18 protein-coding genes are annotated in these 19,541 nt (G+C 68.9%); 8 read left to right on the forward strand and 10 right to left on the reverse strand.

The window, feature by feature from the left end; translation table 11 throughout:
• The first annotated feature begins 12 nt into the window (after positions 1 to 12).
• The 3 genes from A5764_RS18175 to A5764_RS18185 are packed head-to-tail and all read left to right on the forward strand — an operon-like array spanning position 13 to position 3,499.
• Complete coding sequence (locus tag A5764_RS18175; RefSeq protein ID WP_231989747.1) at positions 13 to 816, forward strand: CbbQ/NirQ/NorQ/GpvN family protein; 804 nt, start codon at positions 13 to 15, stop codon at positions 814 to 816.
• Positions 813 to 2,513, forward strand: coding sequence for a nitric oxide reductase activation protein NorD (locus A5764_RS18180; protein WP_067115072.1), 1,701 nt, complete (start codon positions 813 to 815; stop codon positions 2,511 to 2,513). The genes A5764_RS18175 and A5764_RS18180 overlap by 4 nt, the downstream gene beginning before the upstream one ends.
• Positions 2,510 to 3,499, forward strand: coding sequence for an NAD(P)-dependent oxidoreductase (locus A5764_RS18185; RefSeq protein WP_067115074.1), 990 nt, complete (start codon positions 2,510 to 2,512; stop codon positions 3,497 to 3,499). Before A5764_RS18180 ends, A5764_RS18185 begins: the two co-directional genes overlap by 4 nt.
• A 25-nt stretch (positions 3,500 to 3,524) precedes the next feature.
• On the opposite strand, the gene A5764_RS18190 is transcribed toward A5764_RS18185, so the two are convergent.
• The 3 genes from A5764_RS18190 to A5764_RS18200 form a co-directional block, all read right to left on the reverse strand.
• On the reverse strand, positions 3,525 to 4,865 hold the full coding sequence (locus A5764_RS18190; RefSeq protein ID WP_067115076.1) for an MFS transporter: 1,341 nt from the start codon (positions 4,863 to 4,865) through the stop codon (positions 3,525 to 3,527).
• A 3-nt stretch (positions 4,866 to 4,868) separates the two neighbouring features.
• Positions 4,869 to 6,014, reverse strand: coding sequence for an LLM class flavin-dependent oxidoreductase (locus tag A5764_RS18195; RefSeq protein WP_067115078.1), 1,146 nt, complete (start codon positions 6,012 to 6,014; stop codon positions 4,869 to 4,871).
• Positions 6,015 to 6,113: 99 nt separating this feature from the next.
• Positions 6,114 to 7,763, reverse strand: a complete 1,650-nt coding sequence (locus A5764_RS18200) for a phospholipase C (RefSeq protein WP_231989748.1) — start codon at positions 7,761 to 7,763, stop codon at positions 6,114 to 6,116.
• Positions 7,764 to 7,884: 121 nt separating this feature from the next.
• Between A5764_RS18200 and A5764_RS18205 the strand changes: the two genes are divergently transcribed.
• The gene (locus A5764_RS18205) at positions 7,885 to 8,769 is read left to right on the forward strand and encodes an alpha/beta hydrolase family protein (protein ID WP_067115082.1); all 885 of its coding nucleotides are present in this window, start codon (positions 7,885 to 7,887) and stop codon (positions 8,767 to 8,769) included.
• 9 nt (positions 8,770 to 8,778) lie between these two features.
• Positions 8,779 to 10,941, forward strand: a complete 2,163-nt coding sequence (locus A5764_RS18210; RefSeq protein WP_067115084.1) for an acyltransferase family protein — start codon at positions 8,779 to 8,781, stop codon at positions 10,939 to 10,941.
• 237 nt (positions 10,942 to 11,178) lie between these two features.
• On the opposite strand, the gene A5764_RS18215 is transcribed toward A5764_RS18210, so the two are convergent.
• Together A5764_RS18215 and A5764_RS18220 are read right to left on the reverse strand one after the other, a co-directional pair.
• Positions 11,179 to 11,874 carry a GDSL lipase gene (locus tag A5764_RS18215; RefSeq protein WP_067115086.1) on the reverse strand — a complete coding sequence of 232 codons (696 nt, stop codon included), beginning with the start codon at positions 11,872 to 11,874 and terminating at the stop codon, positions 11,179 to 11,181.
• A 168-nt stretch (positions 11,875 to 12,042) separates the two neighbouring features.
• The gene (locus A5764_RS18220; RefSeq protein ID WP_067115088.1) at positions 12,043 to 13,320 is read right to left on the reverse strand and encodes an acyltransferase; all 1,278 of its coding nucleotides are present in this window, start codon (positions 13,318 to 13,320) and stop codon (positions 12,043 to 12,045) included.
• Positions 13,321 to 13,601: 281 nt separating this feature from the next.
• Between A5764_RS18220 and A5764_RS18225 the strand changes: the two genes are divergently transcribed.
• On the forward strand, positions 13,602 to 14,048 hold the full coding sequence (locus A5764_RS18225; protein WP_067115090.1) for an STAS domain-containing protein: 447 nt from the start codon (positions 13,602 to 13,604) through the stop codon (positions 14,046 to 14,048).
• Here the strand turns inward: A5764_RS18225 and A5764_RS18230 are convergent.
• Entirely contained in the window at positions 14,032 to 14,979 is a 948-nt protein-coding gene (locus A5764_RS18230) for a GlxA family transcriptional regulator (protein WP_067115092.1), read from the reverse strand. The genes A5764_RS18225 and A5764_RS18230 overlap by 17 nt on opposite strands.
• Before the next feature lie 74 nt (positions 14,980 to 15,053).
• Here A5764_RS18230 and A5764_RS18235 point away from each other — a divergent pair, with 74 nt between their 5' ends.
• Entirely contained in the window at positions 15,054 to 15,710 is a 657-nt protein-coding gene (locus A5764_RS18235) for a DJ-1/PfpI family protein (RefSeq protein ID WP_067115180.1), read from the forward strand.
• Positions 15,711 to 16,007 carry a hypothetical protein gene (locus A5764_RS18240; protein WP_067115094.1) on the forward strand — a complete coding sequence of 99 codons (297 nt, stop codon included), beginning with the start codon at positions 15,711 to 15,713 and terminating at the stop codon, positions 16,005 to 16,007. It begins immediately after the preceding gene.
• On the opposite strand, the gene A5764_RS18245 is transcribed toward A5764_RS18240, so the two are convergent.
• The 4 genes from A5764_RS18245 to A5764_RS18260 all read right to left on the reverse strand — a co-directional run bounded on the left by A5764_RS18245 (position 16,004) and on the right by A5764_RS18260 (position 19,539).
• Positions 16,004 to 16,264, reverse strand: a complete 261-nt coding sequence (locus A5764_RS18245) for a hypothetical protein (protein WP_067115096.1) — start codon at positions 16,262 to 16,264, stop codon at positions 16,004 to 16,006. The two genes, A5764_RS18240 and A5764_RS18245, sit on opposite strands and share 4 nt — an antisense overlap.
• Positions 16,261 to 16,809 (reverse strand): DUF3093 family protein, encoded by a 549-nt coding sequence (locus tag A5764_RS18250; protein WP_067115098.1) that lies wholly within the window; start codon positions 16,807 to 16,809, stop codon positions 16,261 to 16,263. Before A5764_RS18250 ends, A5764_RS18245 begins: the two co-directional genes overlap by 4 nt.
• Entirely contained in the window at positions 16,806 to 17,795 is a 990-nt protein-coding gene (hemB, locus tag A5764_RS18255) for a porphobilinogen synthase (protein WP_082951773.1), read from the reverse strand. Before hemB ends, A5764_RS18250 begins: the two co-directional genes overlap by 4 nt.
• Positions 17,796 to 17,877: 82 nt before the next feature.
• Positions 17,878 to 19,539 (reverse strand): uroporphyrinogen-III synthase, encoded by a 1,662-nt coding sequence (locus tag A5764_RS18260; protein ID WP_067115100.1) that lies wholly within the window; start codon positions 19,537 to 19,539, stop codon positions 17,878 to 17,880.
• Positions 19,540 to 19,541: the final 2 nt, after the last annotated feature.

The following is a 19,541-nucleotide window of genomic DNA, read 5'->3' on the forward strand; positions in this document are numbered from 1 at the left end:
AACAGTCGACCGGTGACAGTTGGCTCCATCCCGGAAGCGCCGTTCTACAGGGCGGTTGGTGATGAGGTGGCGGTTTTTCGCGCAGCGGCACGTCGGGATCTACCGGTGCTCCTGAAAGGCCCGACCGGTTGCGGGAAAACACGTTTCGTGGAGGCCATGGCCCACGAGCTCGGTCGCGATCTGATTACCGTGGCGGGCCACGAGGACATGACGTCGGCGGATCTGGTAGGCCGTTTCCTGCTCAAAGGCGGCGAAACGGTGTGGGTGGACGGGCCGTTGACGCGGGCCGTGCGCCAGGGCGCCATCTGCTATATCGACGAGGTGGTGGAAGCGCGACAGGACACCACGGTAGTCATCCATCCGCTCGCCGACCACCGCCGTGAACTCCCGGTCGATCGGCTCGCCACGACGTTGCCGGCGGCGCCCGGATTCCAGCTGGTGATTTCCTACAATCCCGGCTACCAAAGCGTTTTGAAGAACATCAAGGAGTCCACCCGGCAGCGTTTCGTCGCCATCGAGCTCGGCTTCCCACCCGCTGAGATCGAGACGGAGGTGGTCGCCCACGAGGCCGGCATCGATGCCGAGACGGCGCGCGCTCTGGTCAAGCTCGCCAACGCCATCCGAAACCTGGATGGCTCACCGCTGAACGAAGTCTCCTCCACCCGGATGCTGATCCTCGCCGGGAGCCTCGTCGCTGAAGGGCTGAGCCTGCGCAGCGCCGTCCAGTCGGCCGTCGTCCAGGCCCTCTCCGACGATTCGGATGTCGTTCGCGCCTTGGGCGAACTCGTCGACGCGGTGCTGCCCCGCGCGTCATGATCGCCTCAGACGACAACAGCCCGGCCCGGCTTCGACTCCTCGCCACCTTCATCGCCGGCAGGTCCGTCGATGTCGCCGAGGCACCGGCTGGTCGGGCCGCATACACCAACGGCCAGTTGATCTTTGTCTCGCCTGGCCGTTCTGCCGCGGAGCAGCGCCGCGAGGCGCTGCTCCAGAGCGCTCTACTTGGCGCCGGAAGTCTGGACGCACCGTTGGTGAAGGCTTTGCGGGCACGTCCGGTGACAGCGCGCCGCTATCTGGCGCTGGAAGGTCGTCGCGTGCTTGCCGAGCTTGGCAGCCAGATTCCACTGGCGGCCGCGGTTCGCCCCGACGGGGAGCCGAGCACCGCGACCGCTCCCGAGTCACTGGCGGTGGCAAAAGGCCGAGCGAAGATCCTCGACGCACCGGAGTGGTTCGGTGTCATCAAGCCGTCCCGCCTACTGGCACCTCCTGCCGGGCCGGGGGCAAGACCCACCGACAACGACCTGCGCCTGGAATTCGATCCCATTGACCTCCCCGAGGCTGACGACGATGGTGACGGGGAGCAATCCGAGGAAAGCAAAATCCTCAAACTCTTTGAGAATCCGCTCTTTAACTCCCGGACGCTGTCCGACTACTTCCGGAAGCTGTTCGGCAACTCGCGTTCCCCGGGAGACAGCGCCCCCGGCGCAGAGCTGCAAATTCGCTCCGTCCGCCAGGCGCAGCACGCCGGAGCAAACGCGCGGCCCCTGCCTACCCGAATCCACTTCACCGATGATCGCCACCCCGGAGCGGCCGCCGGCGTCGGCGGCGCCCTTCATCCGGAATGGGACGTACACAACCACCGCTACCGGCCGCAGTGGTGCCGGGTCCTGGATTTGCCGCTAACGACCGCCGCCGACGTGTCCGCGGCCAGCGTTCCGCACGACGAGGCGCTTCGGCGATGCCTGGCTCGAATTGGACTCGGCCCCAAAGTCTTACGTGGTCGCCCCGATGGTGACGAGCTCGACACCGAGGCGATCGTCGACCTGTTCGTCGATCTGCGATCCGGCCATTCACCACCGGAAAATGTCTACCTCGAACGCCGCAAACTTGCGCGCAACCTCGGGGTGCTGATCCTGCTCGATGCCTCAGGCTCGGTCACCGATACCGATCCGGACGGCCTCGCCGTGCACGACCACCAGCGGCGGGCCGCCGCCACACTGGCGGTCACGCTCGAAGAGCTGGGCGACCGCGTCGCCGTCTATGCATTTCGCTCACACGGCCGGCACTCGGTCCACCTGCTATCGATCAAGGCCTTCGGACACCGTTTCGGCGCCGTCGCGCGAGCCCGGCTCAACCAGCTTCAACCATCGGGTTATACGCGCCTGGGCGCCGGCATCCGCGGCGCAGGTGAAATCCTGAAGGTCTACGCCGGAACCCCAAATCGTCTGCTGGTCGTCCTTTCCGACGGCTTTCCCTACGACGACGGCTACGAAGGCCGTTATGCCGAAGCCGACGCCCGCAAAGCCCTCGAAGAGCTCCGCGCGGACGGCGTTGCCTGCCTTTGCCTTTCCATCGGCGCCGCTACTGCTACCCAGGAGCTCGAACGCGTCTTCGGCTCCGTCGGCTACGCCAGCGCCGCGACGCTGGCCGAGTTGAGCCCACGGATGGACGAGTTGTTCCTATCCTCTCTGCGGGAACTTGCCGTTCCGACAGCTTCGCGAGGTAGAGCATGAAGGCGCTGGTGACGGGCGCGCTGGGCAACATTGGCCTTAATACGTTGGAGGCGTTGCTCATTGACGGCCACGACGTCGCCGCATTCGACCTCGAATCTCGGCGGGGACGCAAACTCGCATCCCGCTTCGACGGACGGGTGCGGTTCTTCTGGGGCGACCTCACCCGACCGGAGTCGCTGCGAGACGCACTGGAGGGCGTCGACGCTGTCATCCACCTGGCGGCCATCATTCCGCCTTACTCGGAGCGGGCGCCGGATCTGGCGCGCAGGGTGAACCTCGACGCGACGCGGGGCCTGATCGCGCAGATGGAGGAGTCGCCCACGGCCAAACGGCTGGTTTTCGCGTCCTCCCAGGGCATTTTCGGCGACATCCAGGATCGCGAGCCGCCGCTCCGCGTCGATACGCCCGTCTCTCCGACCGACGAGTATGGGCGTCAGAAAGTAGCCTGCGAGCAAGCGATCCGGCAGTCGCGGCTGCGGTGGAGCATCCTGCGGCTCGCGGCGGTGACGCCAATCCGCTTGCAGGCGCAGGATCCCAGCATCATGTTCGAGTTCAGTCCCGACGCGCGGTTCGAGTTTCTCCATCCCGCCGATGCCGGGACGGCGTTTGCTCGCGCGGTGGAGTGTGCGGAGTCGATCGGTAAGACGCTGTACATCGCCGGCGGCGCGAACTGCCGCATGACCTATTACGGCTTCGTCACCGCCCTGTTGGGCGCGATCGGAATCGGCCCCCTTCCGATCGACGCGTTCGTGCGAACGTCGCCCCCCCGTTTCTTCGGCGATTGGGTGGACACCGAGGAGAGCCAGCGCCTGCTTCGATACCAGCAGCGAGGGCTCAACGAGCAGCTGGCAGATCTGAGAAAGGAGTTCGGCCTCCTGGTCCCGTTGATCCGGCTGGTCCGCCCGCTCGCGACATGGTTTATCACCCGCAGCTCCGCGCACTCAAAGAAGGCCGGCGTCGCCGTGGAGGGTCACCGCCCGGAATAGTCTGAGGGCCGTCACGGCCGTCATCTCAGAGGTGCAGGTCTTGATCGCGGATCAGCGCCGTGGCGACCACACTGATCACGGCCGTGGCGACCAGATAGCCGCACGCCAGCCACGGCTTGCCACCGGCGGCCGCTATCAGCGCGGTGAGGATCATCGGCGTGACACCGGACGCGTAGATGCCCGAGAACTGGTACACGAACGACAAACCGGTGTAGCGGGTGCGGGTCGGATACAGCGCCGAATACAGGGTGCCCTGGGCGCCGTAGAACAGCGCGTGCACCACACCGAACACGACGATCATCGCCAGCCCGAACCAGAGCAGGTTCCTGGTGCCGAACAGGGCGAAGGCGGGAAACGCCGCCAGGCCGTAGCACGCCACGCCGGCCAGATACACCCGCCGCGGGCCGAAGTGATCCGTCAGGGCCCCCGACAGCGGCAGCAGCACGGCCATGAGCAGCGCCGCGATCGTCACCACCACCAGCACCGACACCCGATGCAAACCCAGTGCGCCGGTGGCGTAGCTGATCGCGAAAACGCCCCAGGTGTTGAACGCCGAGCCTTCGGCCCAGCGAGACAGCAGCCCCAGCACCGTGTTTCGCCGGGAACGCGGCTCGCCGACGATCTCCCGAATCGGCACCGTCGATGAGGTCTCGGCCTGGGCCAGCTCGCGGAAGGCCGGGGTTTCCTCGACACGCAACCGCACCACGATCCCGATCACGACCAGCACCACGCTCAGCAGGAACCCGATGCGCCAGCCGTAGGCGAGGAACCGGACCTGCCCCAGCGCGACCTGCAGGATCGCGAATATGCCTGTGCCCAAGGCCAATCCGAGCGCCAATCCGACCTGCGGGACGGCCCCGAAGCGGCCGCGGCGTTTGGGTGGGCTGTGTTCGACGGCCAGCAGCACGGCGCCGGCCCACTCGCCGCCCAGCGCAAAGCCCTGCAGGATGCGCAGCGCCAGCAGCAGGATCGGCGCCCAGACCCCGATCTGCGCGGCGGTGGGCAACGCTCCGATCAACGCCGTAGCGCCGCCCATGACCAGCATCGTCAACGCCAGGCTCCGCTTGCGGCCGATCCGGTCGCCGATGTGGCCGAACACCAGCCCACCGACCGGACGCATGACGAAGCCAACGGCGAAAGTGGCGAACGCCAGCAGCGTGCCCACCAGCGAGCTGGCGTCCGGGAAGAACACCTTGTTGAACACCAGGCCGGCCGCGGTGGCGTAGAGGAAGAAGTCGTACCACTCCACGGTGGTGCCGAGCAGGCTGGCGGCGATCACGATGCGCAGGCGCCGACGGCGTTCGACGTCGGACTCGTCGTGGCCTTGCGGCGCGGCGAGCGCCGCGTCGGGCAGCGTGGTGGCCATGGCCTAGTGCGCCGAGGCGACCGCGAACGGCGTCGCCGGTGCCGGTTGTGAGGTGCGATTGGGGTGCTGCCACAAGCCCTTTCGCTCGAGCAGCGGCAGGACGCCCTCGCCGAACCAGTAGGCCTCCTCCAGGTGCGGATAGCCCGACAGGATGAAGTGGGTGATGCCCAGCCGCGCGTATTCGGCCAGCCGTTCGGCCACCTCGGCGTGCGACCCGACCAGCGCGGTGCCCGCGCCGCCGCGCACCAACCCGACCCCGGCCCACAGGTTCGGCCCGACCAGCAGCCGGCCGCTGTCGCCGCCGTGCAGGTCCAACATGCGGCGCTGGCCTTCGGACTCGCTGCGCGCCAGGCTGGCCTGCACCCGCTCGACGTCGGCGGGGTCGACGGCCGCGAGCAGGCGGTCGGCCTCGGCCCACGCCTGTTCGGAGGTGTCGCGGCTGATCACGTGAATCCGCAAGCCGTACTGCAGAATTCGCCCACTGTCGGTTGCCTGCCCCCGGATCCAGTCCAGTTTCTGCGCGACCGCGGCCCGCGGTTCGCCCCAGGTGAGGTAGACGTCGGAGTACTTGGCCGCGACCGGCCCGGCCGCCGCCGACGATCCGCCGAAGAACACCGCGGGTATCGGGTCGGGCGGGTTGTTGAGCTGTGCGCCGTCGATGCGGATGTGGTCTCCGGCGAAGGTCACCGGCTCCCGCGACGTCCACAGCTGCCGGACCACATGCAAGAACTCGGCGGTGCGCGCGTAGCGCGACTCCTTGTCCAGGTAGTCCCCGTAGGCCCGCTGCTCGTGCGGCTCACCGCCGGTCACGACGTTGAGCAGCAGCCGTCCGCCCGAATGCCGCTGGAAGGTCCCCGCCATCTGCGCGGCCAGCGTGGGGCTGACTAGCCCGGGACGGAACGCGACCAGGAACTTCAGTGTCTCGGTGCCCTCGATCAGCATCGCCGTCGTCAACCATGCGTCCTCACACCACAATCCGGTCGGCGTGAGCACCGCCTCGAAGCCGTTGTCTTCGGCGGCCGCGCAAATCTGATGCAGATAGCGCAAACTCGCGGGCCGGTCGCCGTGCATCGCGGTGCCGTGCCCGCCCGCCACCAGGTTCCTCGAATCCCCATAAGTCGGCAAAAACCAGTGAAATGCCAGGCTCATCCATTCTCCTTCTAGCCCTTCTGCCCAACCTCGAATGCTGCGCGACATGGCCGGGCCGCGGGAGGGTTGAAACCTTCCAGATTTGGATTGCGGCTGACGCTACTGCGGGTTGCCGGTGCCCGGGTCGAGGGTCAGTGCCGGCCGGGTCGGGCCGGTGAAATCGAACATCGCCGAAAGCGCCCCGGCGCCCTCGTCGAACGAGTGGTCGCCGACGCGGCCGGCGCTCCAGTTGTCCTCGATGAACCGCAGGATCGACGTTTGGTCGGTCGGCGTGTGATCCACGAAATTCGCTCTGGCATAAGGGGATAACACCAGCAGCGGGAGCCGGGGGCCGTGTCCGCAGCGTCCCTGGTAGGCGATGGGCGCGGCGGCCGGATCACCGCAACGGCCCGGACCGTTCAGCGAATCCTCGGGCGTCGCCGACGCCGACACGATCGGCGAAGGTTTGTGATCGTACCAGCCGTCGGAGTCGTCATAGGTGACGACGATCGCCGTATCGCGCCATTGCGGCAGCCGCTGCAGATGGTTGATCGTGTCGACGAGGAACCGCTGCTCGTCGAGCGGGTCGCTGTAGCCGGCGTGCCCGTTTTGGTAGGCGGGCGGTTTCAGGAAGCTCACCGACGGCAGGTGACCGGCGTCGGCGGCGGTCCAGAAGTCCGAGACGTCGTATTGATGGTTGGCCTGGTCGGTGCGGCCGATCTGATCCGTCGCGCTCGGCGGCAGGTGGTGTGGGTTGGCGGTCGACGGGTAGTACTGGAACGGCTCGTGGTGGGGGACGTAGTCCGGTTTGGTGCCGAACGCCAACGAGCCGGCCTTGCCGGTCCCACCCAGGATCTCGCCGATGTTGTGGGTCGCGCCGCATTCCGCCGTGCCGTCGGGCCTGCGTCCGGTCGGCTTGAATCCGCCCTGGAAATATCCCCACGTGATGCCCTTGGCGTTGAGCAGGTCGCCCACGTTCTTGTTGGTGGCGCTGAACTGCACCTGGTCGCGCGACGAGCAGTCGTCGCCGAACGGCTGCGAATCGTCGATGAGGGTGCCTTGACCGTTACCGCTGTCCTCGATGACCATGTGCGGCGGGAAGGGCTGGCCACCCGGCATGAACGTCCTTGTCACTCCGTGGGTTTGGCCCGACACCAGGTTGATGTGACCGGGCGTCGACGGCCCGAACGTGGTGTTGTAGAAGTTGTCGCTCATCGAGAAGTGCTGCGCGTAGTTCCACAGCGCGGTCACGGTGTTGCCGTCGTAGTAGCCCATCACCAGCCCGGGTGCGTTGAACGCCGGCGGTGAACACGGCTCGCCCTCGTCGTGCTCGACGAAGCGGTCCATCGCGCCGCCGTTGAATGCTGACTGCTCGGCCTGATAGGCGTGGTCCTGATCGCAGGTCACCTGCTGGCCCGATCCGCCCAGGCGCATCGGCTGGACCGTGTTCGGGTTGTGTGTCAACAACTCATGCGTGAGGCCGTCCACCGCCGGGGTGTCCGCCTTGGCGGTGAACGGCTGGCCGTCGACGTTGGCGGCGTGGGGATAGGTGCCGAAGTAGTGATCGAACGAGACGTTCTCTTGAAAGACGACCACCAGGTGGCGGATGGGCGTGGCGGTCGCGGGTTCCGCCGCCGGGGTCGAGGGTCGGTGCACACAGGCGACGACGACACCGAGCACAGCAAGAACGACGGCGAGACGCTTCACTACCATGCCGCTGAGGCGTACCGGATCGACATCTTCGGCCGGTGCCCACCGCGTTAACGACATAGCAACAGGAAGCGTACGGCCCTTCCAAGGTCACCTCTTCGCGACCGAGAGATCACGCGAAATCACACAATGCTTCCAAAACGGCGTGGCTTGGGCGAAAACGCCCTGTCGGCGGGGCATTATGACGCCTGTGCCTGACCTGAACCGCCGTGCGGTACTGCGTATGGGCGCCGGTGCCAGTGCGGCGGCCGCGGGCGCGTGGGTTCTGAGCGCGCTGCTGGATCCGCTCGAGCCGCACGCGGCGCCCGCGCCGCAGGCCCCCGCCCCGTTCGAGCCGTCGGCGGCCGGCAGCACCCTGCCCAACCGGTTGACCGGCTCGTTCGTCTCCGCGGCGCGCGGCGGCGTCAAGACCAACTGGGTGATCGCCCTGCCCCCCGGGCAGAAGGCCGAAGCCGGCGCCCTCCGTCCGGTCATCGCGCTGCACGGCAAGGACGGCGACGCCAACATGATGCTGGACTGCGGTGCCGAGAAGGCACTGGCCCAATTGGTCAAGCAAGGCAAGCCGCCGTTCGCTGTGGTGGGCGTCGACGGTGGCAGCAACAGCTACTGGCACCGAAGGGCATCCGGCGAGGACCCCGGCGCGATGGTGCTCGAAGAGCTGTTGCCGATGCTGTCGTCGATGGGTTTCGACACCTCCCGGGTTGGCTTCCTGGGGTGGTCGATGGGTGGTTACGGGGCGCTGCGCCTGGGTGCCAAGCTGGGTCCGGCGCGCACGGCCGGGATCTGCGCGATCAGCCCGGCGCTCTACACCTCGTTCACCGGCAGTGAGGCGGGCGCGTTCGACAGCTACGACGACTGGGTGCAAAACAGCGTGACGGGCTTGCCCGCGCTCAACCAGATTCCGTTGCGGGTGGACTGCGGCACCTTCGACCGCTTCTATTTCGCCACAAGACAATTCGTGAGCCAGCTGAAGACACCTCCGGCAGGCAGCTTCGCCCTGGGCGGACACGACATCGGCTACTGGCGAACGCAATTGCCTGGCGAGCTGGCCTGGATGGCGACCTAGCCCACGCATATGACAGTCCGGCAGGAAGACACCGCCAGCAGCCCACGTCGAGTGGAGCGGCGGGCTTCCCGGAACGGATTTCGCCCGGACATCGAGGGCCTGCGTGCGGTCGCGGTGATCGCGGTCGTGCTCTACCACGCGGGCGTGCCGGGCGTCGCGGGCGGCTACATCGGTGTGGACGTCTTCTTCGTCATCTCCGGCTTCCTGATCACCGGGCTGTTGTGGCGCGAGGTCAGCACCACCAATACCGTTGCGCTCGGCCGCTTCTACGGCGCGCGTGCCCGGCGCCTGCTGCCGGCCGCGGCCACCGTCGGCGTCGCCACCGCGCTCGCTGCGGCCATCGCGCTGCCGCCGCTGCAGGCGCGCAGCGTCTTCGCCGACGGCATCGCCAGTGCCCTGTACGTCGGCAACTACCGCTTCGCCACCCAGGGCACCGACTACCTGGCGTCGGACCTGCCGCCTTCGCCGTTCCAGCACTACTGGTCGCTGGGCGTCGAGGAGCAGTTCTACCTGGTGTGGCCGGTGCTGATCATCGGCACCGCGTGGGCGGTGCGGCGCGTGCGCGCGAGCGCCGCATCACGGGCCGTCCCGTACGCGGTGGTCCTGGGGCTGGTCGGGGCGGCGTCGCTGGTGGCCGCCGTGCTGTGGACCCGCACGTCGCCGGCGTGGGCGTTCTTCTCGCTACCCACCCGCGCCTGGGAGCTGGCGGCCGGCGGGCTGGTGGCCCTCTCGATCGGGCACTGGCGCAGGCTGCCCCTGCTGCCCGCGTCGATCGCGGGATGGGGCGGTCTGGTCCTGATCGCGGTCACCTGCATCCAGCTGGGCCGCGGCACGCCATACCCCGGCACCGCGGCGCTGCTGCCCGTGCTGGGCGCCGCGCTGGTGATCGGCGGGGGTTGCGCCACCGGCGGGCTGGGCGCCGGCCGGCTGCTGTGCCATCCGGCGATGCGGGCCATCGGGCGGGTGTCGTACTCGTGGTACCTGTGGCACTGGCCGGTGCTGCTGCTCATGCCGCAGCTGCTGGGCGAGCCCGCGGGCCTGCCGGCCCGGCTGTCGGCGACCGCCGTGTCCGGTGGGCTTGCCGTGATCACCTTGCACTTGGTGGAAAACCCCGGCCGGTTCGCCGCGGCCCTGCGCAGCTCGGTGAGGTCCAGCCTGCTGGTGGCCGGAGCCGCCAGCGGGGTCGCCGCGTGCGCCTGCGTGCTGCTGCTGGCGCTGGTACCGGTGCCGGCCGGCCACGGGGTCGCCGCCCAGAAGGCCAACATCGCCACGCTGCCGCCGCCGAACGTCGTCGCCGTCAGCCCGCAGGAGGCGGCGGTCAACCAGGCCTTCGCTCAGGTTCGCGACGCGTTGGCGGTGTCGGCGGGCCTGCGCGCGGTCCCGTCCAACCTCGACCCTCCGCTCGCCACAGCGCCCGCCGACAAGGCGGCCGTCTTCGTCAACGGCTGCGTGCGATCGTGGCGGGAGGTGGGCCAGGGCGAGTGCGCGACGGGTGATATCGCGTCGCCGACGAGGGTGGCCCTGGTCGGCGATTCGCACGCCGCGATGTGGGAGCCGGCGTTCCGGCAGGTCGCCGAGCAGCGGCACTGGCGGCTGGAGACGCTGGCCAAGGTGACCTGCCCGCTGCAGCAACTGCACATCGTCAGCCCGTATCTGGGCCGCGAGTACGCCGAGTGCGAGCAGTGGCGCGGCGAGATCGTGGATCGGTTGAAGGCCGAGCGTCCGGGCCTCGTCGTGCTGGACGTGAGTCGGCGCTACGGCGCCGATTTCGGCTTCACGTCGTACGACCCGGCGTGGCTCGACACCCTGGGCCGCACGGTGTCGCAGTTACGACAGATCGGCGCGACCGTCCTGGTCCTCGGCCCCGTCCCGGACCCGCACGGCTCGGTGCCCGCCTGCCTGTCCGGACATCTCGGTGACGCAGGGGCCTGCGCGCCGGCGCGGCCGGCCGCGGTCGACGACGGCGGTATCGGCGCCGAGCGGGCGGCGACCGCCGCCGCCGGCGGGCACTACGCCGACCTGACCGACCTGTTCTGCACCCCCGACCGTTGCCCGGTGATCGTCGGCAACACCCTGGTTTTCCGCGACGACAACCACGTGACAACCGAATACGCGCGGCTGCTGACACCCGCGGTCGGTGCGCTGGCGGACCGCGCCGTGAGCGGCGGCTGACCCATGGGTGAGGAAGTAATGAACTTGTCGCCGCGGACGAACGTCAGATCAGTGAAAGGTGTTTGGAGGTTTAAGAGATGACTCCCCTGCTGCTGGCTTGCATTGCGGCCGCCACGCCAGTCGTTGGCGTCGGCCTGATGCACTTGCAAGCGCGTCTAGAGCAATGGGACTACGAGCGCCACGCCGAAGACTGAGGCGCTAAAGACCTTGTGCGGCCGGCGTTTTGCCGGCGCCCACTCACCGAGATAACTGCATGCCGATCAGCGGTGCGATCTTCTCCGCCAGATACTCGTGTCCGGCGTCGTTGGGATGCACGCCATCCGGGCCGATCAGGTCGGGCCGGTCGACGAACCAGCGGTCGCCGATCGGATCGACGAACGTCGCCCCCGCCGCGCGGGCCGTGGCGTTGAGCACGTCGCGAACCTGCAGCATCGGCTCGGGTACATCGGCGGTCGGCCACGGCGGCCCGATCACCAGCAACCTCGCGTTCGGGGCAAACCTGCGGGCCAGATCGAAGGCGTCGCGGGCCTTGCCGGCCAACAGCCCCAGATCGACGCCCTGGTCGTTGCGGGAGCCGAAGAACACCACCAGCGCGTCGTCGGGCTTGACCGCCCTGGCCGTCAGGTCCTCGAAGATGCTGTCGTGGTCGCCGGGCACCACATAGCCGGCTCTGCCCTCGGCCGCCACGTCGGCGGCGATCCGCAGGCCGCGCTGGGCGAGCGTGTGCCAGGCCAGCGCGGTCCACGATTTCGGGCCCAGGCCGCCCTCGTCGGTGCCGGTGGTATAGGAGTCGCCGACCACCGCGACGTGGTTGAGGCGGGAATCCAGGGTGAGCGTGTCGTAGGCCCGTACCTGCGGCGGGTGCGCCGGCTGCTCAAGCACGACGCCCACCGCGAGGATGAGGCCGACGATGAACGTGGCCAGACGACTCACTACTACCTCCACGGGGAATCGCATCGTCGGGTGCCGCATCCAAATTCAACGGAATCGTACGAGGAAACGGCGCGAACCCGGCGTCAACCCGCTCGAGCGCGGCCGGCCGCTCCCGCCATGGTAGCGACGGGTCCTGGTTGCGACCCGGTGCGCCCACCGAGGTGAACGTCACACCGCGCGCGCCGAAACCGGCTCCCGCCCACCGTCGATGGGATGCAGCTTGGTGCTCACCGGCTCGGGGGCTGCGTCCTTCTCGTCGACCTTCTCGTCGACCTTCTCGTCGACCTTCTCGTCGTAGACGGGCCGGACGTCGACCATCCTGCGCATCCAGCGCCGCGCGGGCTCTTCGACCAGGTGATACAGCAGGACGGAAAGACCCACCGCGATCGCCAGCAAGGCGATGACGTTCCATTTCCACGGTGAATCCTGCGGCGTGAGCTCGAACTCTTCGACGGCCCATCCCCAGGCGGTGTGCACCAACTCATGGACCATGTAAAGGCAGAACGAGATCTGCCCGCCGTACACCATCACCCGCGTCGACAAGATTCGCGGCAGGCTGCCCACGCCGATCGCCAGCGTTATCACCAGCGGAACGAACAGCGCGTCGACCACCCCGCCGCTGTCGTTCTCCACGACTCCGTTGATCGGGTGCGCGTCGAACCAGTACAGGATGGCGACCATGGCCGCCAGGAGGAGCAGGGCCAGGTACCCGGACAGTCGGCGCGCGCGATCGGTCAGCCGCAGCCTGCGCACGGCGGCGCAGGCCAGCGCACCCGCGGTGAACTGCGTCACGATGCGCGGAAGCCAGCTCCACGGCGTGTAGAACTGGCCGCTGGCCAGCAGCATCAACACCGGCGGCAGTGACGCCGCGAAGGCCAGCAGGATCAGCCCGCGAGCCCTGGTGGCCTGCTTCATCCGCAACACCACCAGCACCAGCACGCCGAAGAACAGATAGGCCAGCCATTCCGCGCTGATCGACCAGGCCGGCCCGTCCCAGCTGGAGCCGTCGAAGAACGGCTCAAACCACAACTGCACGAGCAGGATCTGCCGCACGTAGCTGACCGCGGTGAGCTGACCGGCATCCGGCGAGGGCACGTGACCGACGTGCAGGGTGAAGATCACCCACAGGGCGGCGAGGTGCAACGTCACCAGGTACACCGGCCACACCCTGGCCAGCCGCAACCACAGGAAGTGCAGGGTGGCGCGCGGTGAAAACGACCGGCCCATGCGGTCGAGGTAATTCCAGGTCAGCACGAATCCGCTGAGGATGAAGAAGAGGTCGACGCCCTGGGCGCCGCAGTTGAGCAGCGGCGCCAGCGCGTCGCGGAAATCCGGCGACGCATCGGCCAGCATCGGACGGAAGTGGAACAGCACCACCCACAGCGCGGCGACGATGCGGAGTCCCGTCAGGGCCTTGATCTCTCCCCTGATCTCTCCGGTGCGCACGATGCTCTTTCCGCCTGGACTGTGCCGTCTCGTTCGCCTCTGGATTGCCCCCCGACCAGCAATCGGCAGCCCTGGCAGCCTAACAGCGGGAACGCGGCGATGGCGGGAGGGGCGGTGGTGTGGCACGCGGTCCCGCCGGGCCGAAGGGCGGGCCACGGCGTTGCTTTGGCCTGCGCAGAGCCCCCGAAAGTCGCTTCTTAGCAAAGAGTTAGAGCCGGCTTTCGGTCCCCTTAGGTTTTGCGGGCACTGTTGAGGACAGGTTTCCGGGAAGTGGGGCACTCATGACTATCGCAGACGTCGCGACTCGCCGAGGGTACGGCACCTTCGACTGCGATGGCGCCCAGATCCGGGCGCAGTGTCGTCACCTGGCGACGGTGGTGACCGTCCGCGGCGACGTCGACACCGTCAACGTCGACCGCCTGGGTGAGCACATCCGGCGCTTCATCACCGGCAGCAATCCGCTCGTGCTCGACCTGAGCGACGTGAGTCACTTTGCCGCGGCCGGGATTTCGCTCCTGCACGACGTCGACGATCAATGCCGCGCGGCCGGGTTGGAGTGGACGTTGGTCGCCGGCCCGGCGGTCGTCGAGCTGCTGGGCGACGGCTCCGCAGACGGCGAGGCCATGTTTCCGGTCACCCGCTCGGTCTGTGAGGCGCTCCGTAACCTGGCCGACGCCATCGTCAGCCGCCGCCAGCTGGTGCTGCCGCTGATCAAGAAGTCGGCCTAGAGCGGAACGTGTTGCGATAGCCCTGTGGTGACACCCCGGCGGCGCGTCTGAACTGCTCCCGGAAGCTGGACGCCGACGGGAAGCCGACGTGGTGGGCGATGCATTCGACGCTGTCGGGTGTGCGTTCCAGCAATTCCTGCGCGTGGCGGATCCGCACGCCGGTGAGCCACTGCATGGGCGTTTGGCCCGTCTCCGCCTGGAATCGACGGTTGAGGGTCCGGATGCTGGTGGACGCCTGGGCCGCGATATCGCCGAGATTGAGTTCTTGGTGGGCGTGTTCTTCGATCCAGGCCAGCAGCGCAGCGAGTTCGGTGTTGGCGGGCCGCCGGTTGCGCACGATGAACTGCGCCTGTCCGCCGCTGCGGTGCAGTGGCGCCACCGCCAGCCTCGCAGCGTCCGCCGCGACCGCCGACCCGTAGTCTCGCGCAACCAGGTGCAGGCACAGGTCCAGTCCCGCGGAGGCGCCGGCGGAGGTCAGGACCGTGCCTTCGTCGACGTAGAGCACGTCGGCGTCGAGGGTGACGGCGGGGAACGCGACCCCGAACTGGTCCGCGGCCAACCAGTGCGTCGTCGCCCGTTTGCCGTCGAGGATCCCGGCCGCCGCGAGCGTGAATGCGCCAGTGCAGATCGACGCGATCCGAATGCCCTTGGCGTACGCGTCTTTCAGCGCCGCGATGACCTCGCGAGGGGCCGGCGCCGTGACATCGCTGCGGCCCGGTACGACGACGGAATCCGCCTCTGCGATCGAGTCGATGCCGTACTCGGTCGCTATCCGCATAGGGCCTGCGGTTACCACCGGTTCGGTACCGCACACGCGGACGTCGTATCCGGGGCGGCCGTCGGGTAGGCGGGTCCGGCCGAAGACCTCAACCGGTGTCGCGAGATCGAAGGCGATGCTGTCCGGCAGCGCCACCACGACGACCCGATGCACGTTGGCAATATACCGGCGGCATATGACTCTCTGGCCACTGGTCTGCGGATCGGGCGTAGGCGATCGTTGTGCGCGTGCATGCGCAGATCGTGTTGTTCGACGGGTTCGACCCGCTCGATGTCATCGCCCCGTTCGAAATACTTTGCGCGGGCAGCGACGCGGTGGGCGGCGATCTCGTCGTGGAGCTGGTTTCGGCCGAGGGCCAGCGCGAAGTCGTCAGCGGCACCCGACGTTTGGTGCTCGCGGCGGCCGCTCGGCTGGACGCGGCCAGACCGGGGTATGTGGTGGTTCCGGGTGCCAGCGGGCCGATCGCCGGGGATCCCGACGACGGGGTTGTGACGATCCCGGTGCTGCTGGCCCGGGCAGCCGAGACGGCGCTGACGCCGTTGATGCGCGAGGCGTTCGACAATCCCGCGGTCACCGTGGCGACCGTTTGCGGCGGCTCGGTGGCGTTGGCCATGAGCGGGCTGATCGAGGGCCGCCACGCGGTCACCCATCACCTCGGCATGGACCTCCTCGAGGCGACCGGAGTGCACTCCGTGCGGGCGCGGGTGGTCGACGACGGCGACCTGATCAGCGCCGGTGGGGTCACGTCCGGCCTGGACCTGGCGCTGTATCTGTTGGAGCGCTCCTACGGGCCGAGGATCGCGCGCGCCGTCGAGCAACTGTTCGAGTACGAACGCCGCGGCACGGTGTGGAAGCCGGCCGGGCGCGAACCAGTGGAGGTTTGAATGAGCGTGTTCGGCGATTGGGACGTGACGATCAAGACGCCGATCGGCTCTCTGGCGGTCCGCTACAGCTTCAGACAGACCGTTGACGGCGCCGTCGGCACGGCCACCTACAAGGGTGACACCGTTGCGCTGCAGGACATCTGGATCGACCGGGACCGGGTGACCTGGCGGCAGAATGTGACGCGACCGATGCGCCTCAACTTGGCTTTCGATGTGATCCTCGACGGCGACACGCTGGCCGGCCACTCCCGAGCCGGTCGGCTGCCACGGTCCGCCGTGGCCGGCAAGCGACTCTAAGGGGTGTTCGGCCTGACGCGCCGCTCCCGCAGCAGCCGGGCGATTCCCAGCACCGCCAGCACCCCGGCGGCCGTCACCAGCAGCATGGTCAGCAACAGCAGCTGCGGGTTATAGACCAGCGACGTCGTGGCAGGCTGCCCGTCGGCGATGGGCGCCACGCCGCGAATGTGGCGCGCGTGCAACCAGCTCACGGCCCCGCCGACCAGCGCGGCGCAGGCCAGGCCCAGTTCGACCAGGGCGCGGAATCGGGCCATCATTGCGACGGTCCGTCGTCGTAGCGGTCGTCGTCGGCCACGTCGGACCGGGCGGGCTCGACCCGCTCTTGGACCAGGGGGGTCAGCGCGGCCCGCAGCTGACGGTGATTGCGCGCCCAGGCCTGCGCCACGCGACCCCCGGTCAGCTTGAGGCCGATGCCGATCCGCCCGCGCGGGACGCCGACCAACTCGCCGAGCGCGCGCGCCGACTGCCACCGCGCCAGCTCCTTGCCCGACGCCTCGTGATGCTCGGGCTCCGGGTAAACCTTGACGATCTCGCGGACCAGGATGGTTTCGGTGCCCTCACGCAGGGCGTCCTCGGTCAGTTCGACCGAGACGTGGATCCGTGCCGCCTTGACCTGCAATCCCACGAACGCCGCCACCAGCACCAGGAAGATCAGCGGGACCACGAACGACACCGGGGCACCGCTCCAGACCTCGATCAGGATCATGGACCCGGCCGACGCCGGGCCCAGCGCCACCCACCACCAACTGGCGCCCGGCTCGTAGAACAACCGCCGTTCTTCGGCGCCCCTCGCTGTCGTCATCGCAGCCAGCCTGCCGCCTCGGCGGCCCAATAGGTGAGCACGATATCGGCGCCGGCGCGCCGGATGCTCGTCAGGGACTCCAGCGCGGCGGCGCGCCCGTCGATCCAATTGTTCGCGGCCGCAGCGCAAATCATCGCGTACTCCCCCGAGACCTGATAGGCGGCCACCGGCACCGGCGAAATCGCGGCCGCCGCAGACACAACGTCCAGATAACCCAAAGCGGGTTTGACCATGAGGAGGTCGGCGCCCTCGTCGAGATCCAGCCGGATCTCGCGCAGCGCCTCGCGGAAGTTGCCCGGCTCCTGCTGGTAGGTGCGCCGGTCCCCGGACAGGCTGGAACTCACCGCTTCCCGGAACGGGCCGTAGAACGCCGAGGCGAACTTCGCGGCGTAGGCCAGGATCACGACGTCGGCGTAGCCGGCGGCGTCCAGGCCATCGCGGATCGCGGCCACCTGACCGTCCATCATCCCGCTCGGCCCGACCACGTGGGCGCCCGATTCCGCCTGTGCCACAGCCAGTTTGACGTATCGGGCCAAGGTGGCGTCGTTGTCGACCCGGCCCCGGGCGTCCAGGACCCCGCAGTGCCCGTGGTCGGTGAACTCATCCAGGCAGGTGTCGGCCATCAACACCGTGGCGTCGCCGAGATCCTTGGCCAGGTCGCGGAGCGCGACGTTGAGGATGCCGTCGGGGTCGGTGCCGGCCGAGCCTGTCGAGTCCTTGTCGTCGTCGCGGGGCACACCGAACAGCATCAGCCCGCCGACCCCGGCGGTCACGGCATCGGCGGCGGCGCTGCGCAGCGAATCCCGGGTGTGCTGAACCACGTTCGGCATCGACGGGATCGGCCGCGGTTCGTCGATTCCATCGGCGACGAACATCGGCAGCACCAAATGCCTTGGCTCCAGCGATGTTTGCGCCACCAAGCGACGCACGGCCGGTGTAGAGCGGAGCCGGCGGGGGCGCTGCCGCGGATAGGCGCTCATGCTCATTCGTAACCGCGAGCGTGCGCAGAATGCCAGCCCCGACGGCGTGTCGGTGTACAAACACGCACGCTCGCCTGCCCGGCGACCATTAGCGCCTGCGGCTCTTCTTGCGCGGCGGTGGCAGCGCACCCTCGGCGCGTAGCCGCGCGGCGTGTTCGGCCAGGGCGTCGACCAGCGGGCCGACGGCGGCGGTATCGGGCTGGACGTCCACCCGCAGGCCGAACTCGGCGGCGGTCTCGGCGGTCTTGGGGCCGATGCACGCGATGATCGTCCGCGCGTGCGGCTTGCCGGCGATGCCGACCAGGTTGCGCACGGTCGAGCTGGAGGTGAAGCACACCGCGTCGAAGCCGCCCGTCTTGATCATCTCGCGGGTGGCCGCCGGCGGCGGCGCGGCACGCACCGTCCGGTAGGCGGTGACGTCCTCGATCTCCCAGCCGCGCTCGCGCAGCCCCTCGGCCAGCGTCTCGGTGGCGATGTCGGCCCGCGGCAGCAGGACCCGATTCACCGGGTCGAAAACGCTGTCGTAGGGCGGGAAGTCGTCGAGCAGGCCCAGCGAGGACTGCTCCCCGGCCGGCACCAGCTCGGGGCTGATCCCGAAGGCACGCACCCGGTCGGCCGTCGATTCGCCCACGCAGGCGATCTTGACCCCGGAGAACGCACGGGCGTCCAGGCCGAACTCGCCGAACTTCTCCCACACCGCGCGCACCGCGTTGGTGGAGGTGAACACCACCCACTGGAAGCGGCCGTCGACCAGGCCCTTGACGGCCCGCTCCATCTGGGCGGGGCTGCGCGGCGGCTCGACGGCGATGGTCGGCACCTCGATCGGCTGCGCGCCGTAGGAGGTCAGCCGCTCGCTCATCTCGCCGGCCTGGTCCTTGGTGCGCGGCACCAACACGGTCCAGCCGTAGAGCGCGCGGCTTTCCCACCAGTTCAGCTTCGCCCTGCTGGCCACGGTCTTGCCGATGGTCACCACCAGCGGCCCGGTCAGGGGACCGGCCGGGTCGGCGCCGCCGAGCACGGCCGGATCGGTCAGCCCTTGCAGCGTGGTTTCGACCGAGCGCTGCTGGCAGGTGGTGCCCTGAGCGGTCACCACGCAGGGGGTGGCCTCGGCCAGCTCGTGGTCGATCAGGGCGCGGGCCGCGTCGGGCAGGTGCGACGCGGTGGCCTGCAGTATCAGCGGGCCGGGAGCCGCGGCCAGCGCGTCGAAGTCCACGTCGCCGCGGACGTCGGCAACCGTGTGCGACGAGCCCAGCGGCAGCCCCGCGTAGGTCGGGACGGCGGTGGTGGCGGCCAGGCCGGGCACGATCTCGATGTGCAGGTGACTGCGCGCCACGGCGTTCACCTCGGTGATGACCGCGTCGACCGTGAGCGGGTCACCGGACACCAGGCGCACCACATCGACACCCGAACGGGCCTCGGCCACAAGGGTTTTGGCGACTTCGGCCGGCTCGCCCAGCGCGGGGCGGACGTCGGGACCGGCGGAGATCACCGCGGGCGCGGCCTGGCCGGTGTCGCCCTCGGCGGCCCCGTCGGCGCTGCCGTCCGGACCGGCGGGCGCCGGGCCGGAGACCGGCGGCAGGTCCTTGCCGATCAGCGCCAGCACCGGCTCCGGCACGTCGGGGTCGGTGAACACCAGCGCGGCGTTGGTCAGCACCGCCGCGGCCCGCGTGGTCAACAACCCCGGATCACCCGGGCCGGAGCCCACGAACGTGATGCGGCCCGGTCTCGGCTTGCGCCCTCGCGTCGTCATTG

Origin of the sequence: Mycobacterium sp. 852002-51057_SCH5723018, assembly GCF_001667035.1 — a bacterium.
In the GTDB taxonomy this organism is placed as follows: domain Bacteria; phylum Actinomycetota; class Actinomycetes; order Mycobacteriales; family Mycobacteriaceae; genus Mycobacterium.

Bases quoted from the DNA above. Each gene is read 5' to 3' on its own strand.
- A5764_RS18180 (WP_067115072.1), top strand. From the start codon at position 813: ATGATCGCCTCAGACGACAACAGCCCGGCCCGGCTTCGACTCCTCGCC.
- A5764_RS18185 (WP_067115074.1), top strand. From the start codon at position 2,510: ATGAAGGCGCTGGTGACGGGCGCGCTGGGCAACATTGGCCTTAATACG.
- A5764_RS18190 (WP_067115076.1), bottom strand. From the start codon at position 4,865: ATGGCCACCACGCTGCCCGACGCGGCGCTCGCCGCGCCGCAAGGCCAC.
- A5764_RS18195 (WP_067115078.1), bottom strand. From the start codon at position 6,014: ATGAGCCTGGCATTTCACTGGTTTTTGCCGACTTATGGGGATTCGAGG.
- A5764_RS18200 (WP_231989748.1), bottom strand. From the start codon at position 7,763: ATGTCGTTAACGCGGTGGGCACCGGCCGAAGATGTCGATCCGGTACGC.
- A5764_RS18205 (WP_067115082.1), top strand. From the start codon at position 7,885: ATGACGCCTGTGCCTGACCTGAACCGCCGTGCGGTACTGCGTATGGGC.
- A5764_RS18210 (WP_067115084.1), top strand. From the start codon at position 8,779: ATGACAGTCCGGCAGGAAGACACCGCCAGCAGCCCACGTCGAGTGGAG.
- A5764_RS18225 (WP_067115090.1), top strand. From the start codon at position 13,602: ATGACTATCGCAGACGTCGCGACTCGCCGAGGGTACGGCACCTTCGAC.
- A5764_RS18240 (WP_067115094.1), top strand. From the start codon at position 15,711: ATGAGCGTGTTCGGCGATTGGGACGTGACGATCAAGACGCCGATCGGC.
- A5764_RS18245 (WP_067115096.1), bottom strand. From the start codon at position 16,264: ATGATGGCCCGATTCCGCGCCCTGGTCGAACTGGGCCTGGCCTGCGCC.
- A5764_RS18250 (WP_067115098.1), bottom strand. From the start codon at position 16,809: ATGACGACAGCGAGGGGCGCCGAAGAACGGCGGTTGTTCTACGAGCCG.
- hemB (WP_082951773.1), bottom strand. From the start codon at position 17,795: ATGAGCATGAGCGCCTATCCGCGGCAGCGCCCCCGCCGGCTCCGCTCT.
- A5764_RS18260 (WP_067115100.1), bottom strand. From the start codon at position 19,539: ATGACGACGCGAGGGCGCAAGCCGAGACCGGGCCGCATCACGTTCGTG.